The organism is Pedobacter sp. 01N416 (assembly GCF_056399685.1).
In genome coordinates this window covers 1-14,358 of record NZ_JBFTRT010000186.1, presented here as the reverse complement: position 1 = coordinate 14,358, position 14,358 = coordinate 1, and the positions used below count along the sequence as shown (strand labels likewise).

Genomic DNA, 14,358 nt, shown 5'->3' with positions numbered 1-14,358 from the left:
GTACATTACTGATGAAAAAAGAACCCTATCTAACTTGATCAGACCTGATTCTTTATCTATTTCGTATTTTGCTTTTGATCCTTTTGGAATTTCAATAATTGCGTTTACAATTTCCGGAACATTGTGCCCAGGAGATACGCTATGCCATGCGTGATGATCGTCTTTTGCCATTTTTAATTTAAATCTGTTTTATCCTCTTCAGGACCACTCACTACTTTACTTTTTACAAAGGTAATTAATAATGGTATAGTTGTAATAAGGATAAAGCCAATAATAATATATAATAAATAATCGTTAATTTCTTTTTCAAACCTTCTGCCTAAAAAATAACCGAGCAAAGTTAAACGAGATAGAAACCACCCTCCCTCAATAATTTCTCGGGATCAAGTAGCTGATGCAGGTTATTCCAAAAATCGTGCATATTCAATTATTCGTAAAACTACAAATAATTATCAAACAACAGCATACCTATATCAGGTTTAAAATAATTGCAGGATAAATACCTAAAATTAATGTAATGGCTACAGAAACCAGTAACACAACCTTGTACTGTGCCGGAGCTGAAAGCTCTGTTTCTGCGCCGTCTTTAAACCACATGGCTGTAATTACCCTAAAATAATAATAAAAGCCAACCAGCGCATTTAAAATCGCAAATGCAACAAGTAAGGTTTTATATTCGGTCATTACATTCAGGAACATTAAATATTTCCCGATAAAGCCAGCTGTTAGCGGAATACCGGCTAATGAAAGCATAGCTACGGTTAAACATAATGCTATTAGTGGATTACGTTTAGCTAAACCATTGAAACTTTCGAAACTATCGCTACCCGTCTTTTGTTTTACTAATATTAATACCGCAAAAGCGATAATGGATGCGAAGGTGTAAGCAGCGGCATAAACCAATACATTGTTTTCAGAGTTTTTGGTTAACACAATAAGCGAAAACAATAGGTAACCCGCGTGCGAAATACTCGAATATGCCAACATGCGTTTGAAGTTCTTTTGGAACAGCGCAGTTACGTTTCCGATGAATAAGGTTAAACAAACAATTACCATAAGTGGTGCAACCCAAAAATCGTGAAGTGGAGCAAGTGCACCAGCAAATAATCTTAAAAAAGCAGCAAAGCCTGCAGTTTTAACTACAGTACTCATGAAAGTGGTAATTAATGAAGGAGCGCCTTCGTATACATCTGGAGTCCAGAAGTGGAAAGGAGCAGCACCAACCTTAAAGCTTAAACCGATCATCATCAGGATAACACCCGGATAAAATATTGGAGAAATTGCCTGACTATTTACCAGATAGGCTTGTATTTTATCTAAATCGAATGACCCTGCAGCGCCATAAATTAGGGTGATACCAAATAAGAGGAAGCCTGTTGAGAAAGCACCCATTAGGAAATACTTTAATGAAGCTTCATTAGAGGCAAAATCCTTTTTACGGATACCGGCCAAAATGTATAAACTCACCGACATGATTTCTAAGCCTACAAATAACATGGCCATATTTTTATACGATACCATCATGATCATTCCCGCCAGCGCGAAAAGAATTAAGGTATAATATTCGGCTATGTTATCGCTTTTAGCGTGGAAATAGTTCTGTGTTAATAAAAAGATTAAAAGTGTGCCGATAATACAGATCCCGGAAAAATAATAATCAGTGCACAAATTGTATAAAGAACCAATTTTTCGGTCCCTTTAATATCGGTAAAAGTGATGGTCAAGCTGTTGGTTTCGCCCAACATTACATTTTGGTACATGCGTAACATGTAGACAGCACCAAAGATAATGGTTAATCCTGCAATAGCTGCAGCCCAAATGCCGTAGTTGTAAACGCCCATTAGCAGTAAAAACTCACCAATAAATCCGTTTGTTCCCGGCAAAGCTACCGTGCCTAAAACAATGATCAGAAAAGTAAGCGCCAACTGTGGTGCTACTTTCGCAATTCCACCTAATTCTTCAATTTTATTGGTTTTAACACGAGAGAAGATGATATCTAAAACAAAGAATAAACCAACTACATTAATACCATGGCTCAACATCTGTACCATTGCACCTTGCATACCTTGCTGGTTAAAAGCAAAGATACCTGCTGATATTAATCCAACGTGAGCAATAGATGAATAAGCTACCAAACGTTTAGCATCCTTTTGTGTAAAAGCAATCAGCGAAGCATAAACAATACCGATGATTGATAAAACAATAGCCACTTGGCCCCAATTGTGAACGCCTGCCGGAACAATTGGTAATAACCACCTAATTACACCATAAATGCCCATTTTTAACATGATACCCGATAATAGCATCGTTCCTTGTGTAGGTGCTGCGGTATAAGTATCAGGCTGCCAGGTGTGGAAAGGGAAAATTGGCATCTTAATGGCAAAAGCGATAAAGAAAGCCCAGAAAATCCATCCCTGTTGTACACTATCTAAGTTTAAAGCATAAAAGGCTTGAATATCAAAATTGTGTGCTGGGTTTTGAAGATATAAGTAAATAATACCCATCAACATAAATAATGAACCAGCAATGGTATACACGAAAAATTTCATGTTGATACGGATGCGGTCTTTTCCTCCCCAGATGGCACAGATAAAGTAAATTGGAATTAATGCCGCTTCCCATCCAATATAGAACAAGAACGCATCTAATGCCGTAAATACCAATAACAGGCCACATTGCATAAATAAAATCAACGCATAAAATGCAGCAGGATTTTTATACTGGTGGTTGTAGCTCGATAAAATAATGATCGGCACCAATAAATTGGTTAGCAATACCACAAGCATGCTAATGCCATCGATACCTGCGTGGAAATTGATGCCTAAATCTGCAATCCATGGCAAATTAACCTCAAACTGGGTACTTGCATTTGGAATGAAATTACCGGCGATAACCAAAGTCAAAACCAAAGAAACAACCGAAAATACGGTCGAAACTATTTTAGCCGACTTACCAGTAAATGCAGTAATAATTGCACCTACAAGCGGAAGAAATATAAGTAGTAAAAGTTGTTCCATTATTTAATTTTGAACCCTTTTTATATGTAATAAAATGTATATGCAAGTAATGCGATGATACCAAATACCATCATAAAAATATAGAAACCTACGTTTCCACTTTGTAGCAAACGAATACCTTTACTGGCTTCGTTTGTACTCCACCCCAGTCCGTTCACAATTCCATCGATAAATTTGTTATCGATAATCCTATAAAAGAATTTCGAAAGTGCATCTAATGGTTTAGTGATCAGGAAATCATAAATTTCATCGAGGTAGAATTTATTATAGGATAACTTTGCCAGAGCAGAACGCGGTGCTTCATCAGCAACAGGAACGCGTGCTCCCCTTACATACCTGCTATGAGCATAAAATAAAGCTGCTATAGCGGCGGTTACCGATATCGCCATTAAACCTATTTCAGTTGAATGACTTAAATCCAATTCGTGCTGTGCTACACCTGCACCAGTTAACCAATGTGCCAACCATTCGTTTCCACCAAAAATATGCGGAAAGTTGATTGCTCCACCAATTGCAGCAAGAATAGCTAAAATGATTAAAGGTAAAGTCATCGCTTTTGGCGATTCGTGCACATGGCTTTCTTCGTGATGTGTTCCACGGTATTTGCCAAAGAAAGTCAAGAACATCATTCTAAACATATAGAATGCCGTTAAGAATGCGGTTAAAACCCCAATTCCCCAAAGTATCGGACTAGCCTGGAAAGCATGTGCTAAAATTTCATCCTTTGAGAAGAAACCAGAGAACGGTGGTAAACCTGCAATGGCAATGGTACCGATCAACATCGTTAAGAAAGTAACCGGAAGTTTCTTTCTCAATCCGCCCATATGGCGCATATCTTGTTCATGGTGCATGGCATGGATAACCGAACCTGCGCCCAAGAATAATAGTGCTTTAAAGAATGCGTGGGTTAAAACATGGAAGAATGAACCTGTATAAGCGCCGACACCCAGGCCTAAAAACATATATCCCAATTGCGATACGGTTGAATAAGCCAACACTTTTTTAATATCAGTCTGTGTTAAAGCAATAATTGCTGCAACTAAAGCCGTAGCCGCTCCAACAATGGCAATGATGTGCTGTGTAAGCGGAGCAAGATCGAATAATACGCTCGAACGTGCAATCATATAAATACCAGCTGTAACCATTGTAGCTGCGTGGATCAAAGCTGAAACTGGCGTTGGTCCGGCCATTGCATCAGGTAACCAGGTAAACAAAGGCAACTGAGCCGATTTACCGCAGGCACCAATAAATAACAAGATGGTAATTAAAACCAAAGTATCTTTGCCTGGCAACATATTAGCTGCTTGCGGGAAAACTTTAGCAAATTCTACACTACCAAAAGTGGTAAAGATTAAGAATACACCTAACAAAAAGCCTAAATCACCAATTCGGTTCATTACGAAAGCTTTTTTAGCTGCTGAGGCATAAGTACTGTTTGTATACCAGAAACCGATTAACAGGTAAGAGCATAAACCTACACCTTCCCAACCGATAAACATAACGATGTAGTTTGATCCCAATACCAATAAAAGCATGAAGAATACAAACAGGTTCAGATAAGCGAAAAACTTACCGAATCCTGCATCGCTGTGCATATAGCTGGTAGAATATAAATGGATCAGGAAACCGATTCCAGTGATGATCAAAAGCATGATCGAGCTTAAAGGATCAACCAGAAAAGATAATGGAATGTGTAGTGCACCCGCGCTGATCCAATCGAATAAAAATACTTCGTGAGATTTTTGTGTGTCGCCTTGTAAACTAAAGAAAATAACTATGCTGATAATAAAGGAGGCTAAGATTACCCCGCTTCCGATGATACCAACAAGTCCTTTAGATAAAGAGTTTCTGCCTAGTCCATTAATTACAAACCCTAAAAAAGGAAGTAACGGAACCAACCAAATCAATTGTTCTATTGTCATTCTTATTATATATTTACCACTTAAGGCGATTTAAAACATTAATATCTACTGATTTCGTATTTCTGTAAACCATTACGATAATTGCCAGGCCTACTGCAACCTCTGCAGCTGCCAAAGCCATAATGAAGAATACGAAAACCTGCCCTGATGGGTCATTGTTATGAACCGAAAATGCTGTTAAAAGTAAATTAACCGCATTTAGCATCAGCTCAACCGACATAAAAATTACAATGGCATTTCTGCGGGTAAGTACGCCTATTACACCAATAGAAAAAATAATGGCACTTAAATAGATGTAGTGGTTTAGCGGAACGCCTGCTGCTTGTGTGAATAAATTTTCCATTATGCTTCTACCTCATCTCTTTTAGATAATAAAACGGCTCCAACCATTGCTGCCAATAATAACAGAGATGACAATTCGAAAGGCAATAAGAATGGGCCAAAAAGCTCCTTACCTAGATTTTCTACCAACCCTAATCCTGGATTTTTCAAAATCAATGGACTGGTAATACTTGCTGATTTTAAAGAACCAATTAAGGTTACAACCAAACAACCGCCAGCAATTACACCTACGATTTTGATCAGTGGCGATTTACTCGGTTCAGTTTCTTTGTTCAGGTTAAGTAGCATCAGTACAAAAAGAAACAATACCATTATGGCCCCCATGTAAACGATAAAGTTTACCACCGCTAAAAACTGTGCGTTTAATAGCACATAGTGTACAGTGAAGGTAAAAAAGGTAAGGATTAAGTACAATACACTGTGGATCGGATTTTTTGCAAAAATCACCATCAGCGAAAAGATGATACTTAATGTGGCTACGAAATAGAATACTTGTGTACTCATTAATTAATTGTTTATTTATGTTCCATGGTTTGTGTCTCCACAAACCATTATTTATATTTCGTTTCGTGAAGACACGAACCGAGGCTTAAGCTGGTACAATCGGCCCATCTAAGTAAATTGCCTCTTTTGGACAAGCTTCTTCACATAATCCACAAAAAATGCAGCGCAACATATTGATTTCGTAAGTTGCTGCATATTTTTCTTCGCGGTATAAATCTTTCTCCTCAGGTTTGCGTTCAGCGGCAATCATGGTAATGGCTTCAGCTGGACAAGATAAAGCGCATAAACCACAAGCAGTACAACGTTCTTTACCATTCTCATCGCGTTTTAGCGAGTGCATCCCTCTAAAGTTGGTGGAGAATTCGCGCTCTACTTCAGGATATCTTATAGTAGCCTCTTTTTTAAATAAGTGACTGATGGTAATGCCCATACCCTTAGCAATTGCCGGCAGGTACATCCGCTCCATAAAGCTCAATGGCTTTTGTTCCAGTACTTTTTTCTTATTACTTAATGATTCCATAATTAAAACTTCTCAATAATCGCAATCACAACACCTGTTATTATAATATTGGCAATAGCCAAAGGTATTAAACCTTTCCAACCTAAATTCATCAATTGATCGTAACGGAAACGAGGGATTGTCCAACGTACCCACATGAAGAAAAAGATGAAAGCACATATTTTACCGAAGAAAACTGCTGTACCAAAAAGTGGTGCCCAGGTTGGGCCTAACCACACCGCCATCGAATCCATGCCAGGGTAATTATAACCGCCCCAATATAATGCCGCCATCACTGCTGATGATACGAACATATTGATATATTCAGCAAATAGGTAAAAACCTAATTTCATTGAAGAATATTCGGTATGGTAACCACCGATTAATTCCGTTTCGCATTCAGGCAAATCGAATGGCGCACGGTTGGTTTCTGCAAATGAACAAACCATAAAGATTAGGAATCCAAGTGGCTGATATAAAACGTTCCATCTCCAACCATGTTGCTGATCAACGATTTCTTTTAAGCTTAAGGTATTCGTCATTAAAAGCAAAGCGATGATCGATAATCCCATTGCAATTTCATAACTGATGTTCTGCGAAGCTGCACGGATAGCACTTAACAAAGAGTATTTGTTGTTTGAAGCCCATCCCCCAATCATTACACCATAAACACCTAAAGAAACGACTCCAAAAATGTATAAAACTCCAACATTGATATCTGAAACCTGTAAAGGAATAGTTTTGCCTGCAATTAAAACAGGGCTGCCCCACGGGATAACCGCCGTACCTATACAGGCACAAAGCAATGCCAAACCCGGGCCCGCTATAAATAAAAATCTGTTTGATGAGGTAGGAATAATTTCCTCTTTCATAAACATTTTTAATCCATCGGCCAACGGTTGTAAAATACCAAAGGGGCCAGCTCTATCAGGGCCTAAACGATCTTGTAAATATGCAGCAACTTTACGTTCTGCATAAGTAGAATACATGGCAATAACTAAACTGATGCCGAAAATTACAGCTACCAGGATAAATTTTTCTATAACAAAAGCGCTATCCATTAGTATTTAACTGTTTTATGTAATTCAATTTCATTTGCAGCTTGTAATGCCTCATTTGGCTGAATTACATGCAAAGGTTTTAATGTTTCGTAGTGGTTAGATGCAATTACCGAAGTATCATCAATGTGTGTTGGATGTTCAATTACCCAATCAGCAGTTGCTTTTTTATCGAAGCGGCAAGTATTGCAAATAAATTCTTCTACTTCTCCAAACTGATCTTTACGTGCGGTAACACGTAAAACATCTGCTCCTTTATACCAAAGTGTTACTTTACCGTTGCATTTTTCGTGAGCGCAATCACGGTGTGCATCAACTGGTTTGGTAAACCAAACACGGTTTTTAAAACGGAAAGTTTTATCGGTTAAAGCACCTACCGGGCAAACATCGATTACGTTTCCTGAGAAATCGTTATCAACAGCCTGGGTGATGTAAGTAGAAATTTCGGAATGGTCGCCACGGTTTAAAATACCATGAACACGTTTGTTTGTAATCTGATCAGCCGTGAAAACACAACGGTAGCACAAAATACAACGATTCATGTGCAACTGGATTTTATCACCTATATCGATACGCTCGAAAGTACGGCGTTCAAACTCATAACGTGTTTTTTGCAAACCATGCTCGTAGCCCAAATTTTGCAAATCACACTCTCCTGCCTGATCGCAAACAGGGCAATCTAAAGGGTGATTAATCAATAAGATCTCTACAACACCTGCACGTGCTTCCAAAACTTCTGGTGAAGTAATGTTAAGCACTTCCATCCCATCCATTACGGTTGTGCGGCAAGAAGCCACCAACTTAGGCATTGGGCGAGGATCTTTCTCCGAACCTTTAGTCACTTTTACAATACAGGTACGGCATTTACCGCCACTGCCTTGTAATTTAGAATAATAGCACATTGCTGGCGGAACAATATCCCCTCCGATTTGCCTTGCAGCATTCAGAATGGTTGTGCCGTTATCAACCTCTACTGTTATCCCATCTATCGTAACCTTAACTTTTTCACTCATGGTTAATGATATTCTTTATTTTTTATACTTCTACCGTCATTGCGAGGTACGAAGCAATCTTTTTACAATTTATTATTTCTCTTTCGAGATTTTATAGCCAATTTCTTTTCTTGGCTTTTCTTTCTGTTCTAGTAGTTCATCAAAATACCTGAAGATGACTTCAATATTTTTATCCTGATTATCTACTTTCTTTTTAATTTTTTCAACTTCTAATCTTATTTCTGTATTGCTTAAAACCATCGTTCTAAGCTGTACAAACACATCAATAATTTTAATACTTACTTCTACCGCCTGTTTACTTTTCAAAACATTTGATAGTTGCAAAATACCATGCTCACTAAATGCAAACGGAAGATACTTTGAGTATTTTCCTTGTTCTAAGGTCGCAAATTGCGACCTTAAGACCTCATTTTCTTCTTTTGTTAATTCGAACATAAAGTGCTCTGGAAAACGCTCTATATTTCTTCTAACTTGTTCTTTTAATCTTTTAGTCTCAACGCCAAAGAGTTCTGCTAAATCAGAATCTAACATCACCTTAACTCCTCTAAAAAGATAAATTTTGTTTACAATTACCTCATTAGGAATTATTGATGTCTCTTGTTTCGGCATTTACAAGTTCATTTTCTAAGATCACAAATTGTGATCTTAGGTTTTAAATTAAATATTCAACTGGTCGCAAATTGCGACCTTAAGATTTTATTTCTCTTCCGTTACCGGAGCTTTCTCAATCGGGATAGCATAATTTGCAATACCATAATTTTGGCTCTGACTCTTAACAGGTTCTTTAATATGCCATTCAAATTCATCTCTGAAGTGACGGATTGCGCTGGCTACCGGCCAGGCTGCTGCATCACCCAACGGGCAGATTGTATTCCCTTCAATTTTGCGTTGAATATCCCACAATAAATCAACATCTTCCATTTTACCGTGCCCGTGTTCGATTTTGTGTAACACTTTTTCCATCCATCCGGTACCTTCGCGGCAAGGTGAACACTGTCCACAGCTTTCGTGGTGATAAAAACGGGCAAAATTCCAGGTATTACGAACAATACACTGATCTTCATCAAAAGCAATAAAACCACCTGAACCCATCATGGTTCCTGTAGCAAACCCACCTTCTGATAACGATTCGTAACTCATTAAACGAGGTTCGCCGTTAGCGTATTTCAGGGTTAAATTAGCAGGTAAAATAGGCACCGATGATCCGCCTGCAACCGTTGCCTTTAAACGTTTACCATTGGCAATACCGCCACAATACTCGTCTGAATAAATAAATTCTTCTACCGGTAAGCCCAATTCGATTTCGTAAACACCTGGTTTAACTAAATTACCCGACGCTGATATTAATTTTGTACCTGTACTTCTACCAATACCAATTTTTGCATATTCATCGCCACCATCGTTGATAATCGGTACCACTGCAGCAATCGATTCAACATTGTTAACCACTGTAGGACAACCATATAACCCTGCAATTGCCGGAAATGGTGGTTTAATCCGTGGATTACCTCTTTTACCTTCAAGCGATTCTAGCAAAGCAGTTTCTTCACCACAAATGTAAGCGCCGCCGCCTGGCTGAACATATAATTCTAAATCGTAACCTGTTCCTAAAATGTTTTTACCCAACCATCCTGCAGCTTTAGCCTCAGCAATTGCTTTTTCTAAAATGCGGATCTGAGGCATCATTTCGCCACGTACATAGATATAAGAGACCTTGGCACCCAATGCGAAACTCGATACAATCATTCCCTCAATTAATGCATGGGGAATATAAGTCATCAAATAACGGTCTTTAAAAGTTCCTGGCTCTGATTCATCAGCATTACACACCAAATAACGCGCAACACCTTCTGGTTTAGCCAAAAAGCTCCATTTCATCCCGGTTGGGAAACCCGCACCTCCGCGACCGCGTAAGCCCGATTTCTTAACTTCTTCAACAATCTCTTCAGGTGTTAAAGTTTTAAGGGCTTTTTCCACAGCACGGTACCCGCCTTTTTGGCGATAGACTTCAAGTGTATTGATGCCTGGTACGTTTATATGCTCAAGTAACAGTTTTCGAGACATTTTAATTAGTCTATAGTCTGTAGTCCATAATCCATAGTCTTAAGTCAAAACGACTCTCGACTTAAGACTTTCGACTTAGGACTTATTTTTCAAATCTTCAATCAATTTATCTACACTTGCTTCGGTAAGGTTTTCGTAGAAAGTATATTCCGGGCTAATTTGCAACACCGGGCCGAAACCACAGGCGGCTAAACATTCAACTCCTCTAAAGCTGAATAAACCATCGGCAGTAACTTCACCTTCTTTAACACCTAACTTGTTTTCCAAGTGGCTTATTATTTTTTCGGCACCAACCAGGCAACAAGGGCCGGTACGACAAACCTCCAAAGCATACTTACCTTGTGGTTTTAAAAAGTACATGGTATAAAATGTTGCCACCTCATACACTTCAATTGGCTGAATATTTAAATATTCAGCTACTTTATCCATCGCTGGTGTACTCACCCAAAGGTATTCGGCCTGTACCAAGTGCAATAATGGCAACAAAGCTGATTTGTGCTTACCTTCAGGGTAACGGCTTTTTACATCATCAAATTTGGCCAGCAATTCTGATGAAAACACTACAGGTGTTTGTTCTTCTACTTTAAGCATCTAATTCTCCTGCAATAATATTCATACTACTCATGTTGATAATGGCATCAGACAATAACATGCCCTCGCTCATTGGTGCAAACATCTGGTAGTTTACAAAACTTGGTCTGCGGAAGTGTAAACGGTACGGTGTACGGCCTCCATCATTAATCAGATAGAATCCTAACTCGCCATTTCCGCCTTCTACGGCATGATAAACTTCTGCTTTGGGCGCATCAATTTCACCCATCACAATTTTGAAGTGATAGATTAATGCTTCCATATTATTGTAAACTTCTTGTTTTGGAGGGAGGTAAAATTCAGGAACATCGGCATGAAAAATACCCTTTGGCTCTGTTTTTAATTTCACAAGCGCCTGTTCGATAATGCGGACACTTTGCCACATCTCTTCATTACGCACTAAATACCTGTCGTAAATATCGCCGCTTGTACCTACCGGAACTTCAAAGTCGAAATCCTGATATGAAGAATATGGATCGCTTACACGCACATCGTAATCTACACCGGTAGCACGCAAAAGCGGCCCAGTCCAGCTATATTCTAAAGCAGCTTCTTTAGTTACTTCTGCAACACCAGCCGTTCTATCAATAAAAATACGGTTACGTGTTAATAGATTTTCGAACTCTTTTAACGCTTTAGGGAATTCTTTTAAAAACTTATCAATTTTAGCAAAGGCGATATCATTGAAATCTCTTTCAAACCCACCAATACGGCCAATATTTGTGGTTAAACGTGCACCACAAACTTCTTCGAAGATTTCGTAAATATGCTCACGGAACTGGAAAAGGTATAAGAAAGTGGTTGTTGCCCCGGTATCCTGACCAATAATCGTGTTACAGATAATGTGATCGGCAATACGCGAAAGCTCCATAATAATTACCCGAAGGTAATCTACGCGTTTCGGCATCTGAATATTTAACAACTTCTCAACCGTCATGTGCCATCCCATATTATTAATAGGCGACGAGCAATAGTTTAAACGGTCGGTAAGTGGTGTAATTTGATAAAATGGGCGATGCTCGGCAATCTTTTCGAAAGCACGGTGGATATACCCAATGGTAGAAACGCCGCTTACAATACGTTCGCCATCTAATTGCAAAACGTTTTGAAAAACGCCGTGTGTTGCAGGGTGCGTTGGGCCTAAGTTTAAGGTTACCAGCTCACTTTGCGGGTCGTTATCTGTAAATACCGGATGGTTATGATTCATAGTTTACCTTCCAAAAAATTCGTCTTTTTTATCTACTCTGTTCGGATCTTCCAATGGATATTGTTTCAACATCGGATGAACACCTAAGTCGTCCATATTTAAAATACGTCGTAAATCAGGGTGACCTTCAAATTTAACCCCGAACAAATCGTAAGTTTCGCGTTCCATCCAGTTGGCACCTTTCCAAACAGTTGTTGCTGTAGGGATAGTTGGATTTTGTTCTGAAATGAAAACCTTAATCCTGATTCTAACTTTCTCGACCATGTTGTGCAAATGGTAAACCACTGCAATACCATGATCTTTACCAGGATAATGGACTGCCGTAATATCGGTCAAGAAATTAAAACTCAAATCGTTTTTAAGGAACGATAATACATTGATGATAACATCTTTGGTGGTTGCAAAAGTTAATAAGCCATATGGTTCAGAAACTCCGGTTACCTTTTCGCCAAACTTATCGCTAAGTTTTGCCAGAATATTATTATTTAGTGTCGTTTCTTCCATTATTTAATGCCGTATTGACCTAAAAGTTCTTTGTAATAATCAGAATTTCTTCTTCTGCCCGACTCGTTTTTCACTAAATCCTGAATACGCTGAAAACCATCTAAAATGGCTTCAGGTCTTGGCGGACAACCCGGAACGTAAACATCCACCGGAATAACCTCATCAATACCCTGCAATACGGAATAAGTATCAAAAATACCACCACTACTTGCACAGGCACCAACAGCCATTACCCAACGCGGCTCTGCCATTTGGATATAAACCTGCTTTAATACCGGGGCCATCTTTTTAGCGATAGTTCCCATAACCATTAAAACATCTGCCTGACGGGGAGAAAAACTTAAGCGTTCGGCACCGAAACGACCAAGATCGTAGTGAGAACCCATGGTTGCCATAAACTCGATTCCACAACAAGAAGTTGCGAAAGGTAAAGGCCATAATGAATTTGAGCGGGCCAAACCAATCACTTTATCAAGAGAAGTGGCGAAAAAGCCAGATCCTTCTATTCCTGGAGGCGCATCAACTATATTAATTTCACTCATGTTTATAAACAAAAAATGCTCATCCCTTTGCAGAATGAGCAACAAATTTACAATATTTTAAAGGCAAACAAACTAGCTTTACTCGATTTAGAACCTTTCTAAATAACCAAAACAGCTATAAGTTAGTGTAAGTGATACACATTCGGTTTGCAGTTGGCAATTTTCAGTTTACAGTTTTTAAACCGAGAACTATTAACTGCCAATTGTGAACTGAGAACTGCCAACTGACTAGTTCCAGTCTAAAACTTTTTTCTTGATGACGTAGATAAAACCTAGCAACAAAGTACCCATGAAAATGAACATTTCGATCATTCCATCCATCCGCAATGTACGGAAATTAACTGCCCAAGGATACATAAAGATAACCTCTACATCGAACAGTACAAATAAGATGGCTACTACGAAATATTTGATAGAGAAAGGCTGACGTGCATTACCTACTGATTTAATACCGGCCTCAAAAGTTTCTAACTTATCGCTTGTTTTACGTTTTGGACCTAAAAAATGGGTAGCAACCAATGTGGTTACCACAAAACCTAAAGCAACAATTACTTGAAATATAATTGGTAAAAAATCTATAGAGGAACTCTGCGCTTGCATAATTTTTATTTTGTGATGCAAAAGTAAAAGAAAAAGGCAGAGTAACCAAACTCTGCCTTTTCTAAATTATTTAACTTTTAATTATTTGCCTTTAGCTTTTGGTTTTGCAGCAGGTGCAGGTGATTGTAACTCTTTTAATCTAGCCGCAGCGTAAGTGTCTGCAGGATCTAATGCCAGACTTTTAGTGAAAGCATCAATAGCCTTAGCTTTATCTTTATCTGAATACCAAGCGCCAATATTATTATAAGATTCTGATAAGTTAGTCTTATTTGCAGCTACTTCTTCAGGTTTTACCAAGCTAACATATTTTTCAAAGTATGGTATTCCGGTTCCTTTTGGATTAGCTTTGTCATCTACCAAATTTGCAATTCTTCCTCTTACAAAGTATCCTAAAGCAAATTCTGGAGAAACTTTAGCTAAATGGCTTAAAGCAGAGTCTGCCTCAACTAATGCAGCAGTATTAAATGGTTTTTTCTCTTTCTGAGCAATGTAAGC

At 38.5% G+C, this 14,358-nt stretch carries 15 protein-coding genes and 2 pseudogenes; all 17 read right to left on the bottom strand.

What is annotated here, in order from left to right; genetic code table 11:
- The coding region (locus tag AC1DND_RS12200) for an inorganic diphosphatase (RefSeq protein ID WP_477581944.1) at positions 1 to 171 on the bottom strand (171 nt) is incomplete at its 3' end.
- Positions 172 to 468: 297 nt separating this feature from the next.
- Positions 469 to 1,668 carry an NADH-quinone oxidoreductase subunit N gene (locus AC1DND_RS12195; RefSeq protein ID WP_477581942.1) on the bottom strand — a complete coding sequence of 400 codons (1,200 nt, stop codon included), beginning with the start codon at positions 1,666 to 1,668 and terminating at the stop codon, positions 469 to 471.
- On the bottom strand, positions 1,617 to 3,017 hold the full coding sequence (locus AC1DND_RS12190) for a complex I subunit 4 family protein (RefSeq protein ID WP_477581940.1): 1,401 nt from the start codon (positions 3,015 to 3,017) through the stop codon (positions 1,617 to 1,619). Before AC1DND_RS12190 ends, AC1DND_RS12195 begins: the two co-directional genes overlap by 52 nt.
- A gap of 20 nt (positions 3,018 to 3,037) precedes the next feature.
- The gene (nuoL, locus tag AC1DND_RS12185; RefSeq protein ID WP_477581938.1) at positions 3,038 to 4,939 is read right to left on the bottom strand and encodes an NADH-quinone oxidoreductase subunit L; all 1,902 of its coding nucleotides are present in this window, start codon (positions 4,937 to 4,939) and stop codon (positions 3,038 to 3,040) included.
- Between the two features lie 13 nt (positions 4,940 to 4,952).
- Positions 4,953 to 5,282 carry an NADH-quinone oxidoreductase subunit NuoK gene (gene nuoK, locus AC1DND_RS12180; protein WP_029274746.1) on the bottom strand — a complete coding sequence of 110 codons (330 nt, stop codon included), beginning with the start codon at positions 5,280 to 5,282 and terminating at the stop codon, positions 4,953 to 4,955.
- Entirely contained in the window at positions 5,282 to 5,785 is a 504-nt protein-coding gene (locus tag AC1DND_RS12175; RefSeq protein WP_029274747.1) for an NADH-quinone oxidoreductase subunit J family protein, read from the bottom strand. The genes nuoK and AC1DND_RS12175 overlap by 1 nt, the downstream gene beginning before the upstream one ends.
- Before the next feature lie 88 nt (positions 5,786 to 5,873).
- Positions 5,874 to 6,305, bottom strand: a pseudogene (locus AC1DND_RS12170) (NuoI/complex I 23 kDa subunit family protein); the annotation flags it as partial.
- Positions 6,306 to 6,307: 2 nt separating this feature from the next.
- The gene (nuoH, locus tag AC1DND_RS12165) at positions 6,308 to 7,345 is read right to left on the bottom strand and encodes an NADH-quinone oxidoreductase subunit NuoH (RefSeq protein ID WP_029274749.1); all 1,038 of its coding nucleotides are present in this window, start codon (positions 7,343 to 7,345) and stop codon (positions 6,308 to 6,310) included.
- Complete coding sequence (locus AC1DND_RS12160) at positions 7,345 to 8,355, bottom strand: NADH-quinone oxidoreductase subunit G (RefSeq protein WP_477581935.1); 1,011 nt, start codon at positions 8,353 to 8,355, stop codon at positions 7,345 to 7,347. The genes nuoH and AC1DND_RS12160 overlap by 1 nt, the downstream gene beginning before the upstream one ends.
- A 72-nt stretch (positions 8,356 to 8,427) precedes the next feature.
- Positions 8,428 to 8,964 (bottom strand): ORF6N domain-containing protein, encoded by a 537-nt coding sequence (locus AC1DND_RS12155; protein ID WP_477581933.1) that lies wholly within the window; start codon positions 8,962 to 8,964, stop codon positions 8,428 to 8,430.
- A gap of 87 nt (positions 8,965 to 9,051) precedes the next feature.
- Entirely contained in the window at positions 9,052 to 10,419 is a 1,368-nt protein-coding gene (gene nuoF, locus AC1DND_RS12150) for an NADH-quinone oxidoreductase subunit NuoF (protein ID WP_477581931.1), read from the bottom strand.
- 75 nt (positions 10,420 to 10,494) lie between these two features.
- On the bottom strand, positions 10,495 to 11,010 hold the full coding sequence (locus AC1DND_RS12145; RefSeq protein WP_477581929.1) for an NADH-quinone oxidoreductase subunit NuoE family protein: 516 nt from the start codon (positions 11,008 to 11,010) through the stop codon (positions 10,495 to 10,497).
- On the bottom strand, positions 11,003 to 12,217 hold the full coding sequence (locus AC1DND_RS12140; RefSeq protein WP_477581928.1) for an NADH-quinone oxidoreductase subunit D: 1,215 nt from the start codon (positions 12,215 to 12,217) through the stop codon (positions 11,003 to 11,005). Before AC1DND_RS12140 ends, AC1DND_RS12145 begins: the two co-directional genes overlap by 8 nt.
- A 3-nt stretch (positions 12,218 to 12,220) precedes the next feature.
- Complete coding sequence (locus AC1DND_RS12135) at positions 12,221 to 12,721, bottom strand: NADH-quinone oxidoreductase subunit C (RefSeq protein ID WP_215129975.1); 501 nt, start codon at positions 12,719 to 12,721, stop codon at positions 12,221 to 12,223.
- Complete coding sequence (locus AC1DND_RS12130) at positions 12,721 to 13,263, bottom strand: NADH-quinone oxidoreductase subunit B (RefSeq protein ID WP_108197409.1); 543 nt, start codon at positions 13,261 to 13,263, stop codon at positions 12,721 to 12,723. The genes AC1DND_RS12135 and AC1DND_RS12130 overlap by 1 nt, the downstream gene beginning before the upstream one ends.
- A 228-nt stretch (positions 13,264 to 13,491) precedes the next feature.
- Positions 13,492 to 13,863 (bottom strand): NADH-quinone oxidoreductase subunit A, encoded by a 372-nt coding sequence (locus tag AC1DND_RS12125; protein WP_057931428.1) that lies wholly within the window; start codon positions 13,861 to 13,863, stop codon positions 13,492 to 13,494.
- Positions 13,864 to 13,944: 81 nt separating this feature from the next.
- A pseudogene (locus tag AC1DND_RS12120) lies at positions 13,945 to 14,358 on the bottom strand (tetratricopeptide repeat protein); the annotation flags it as partial.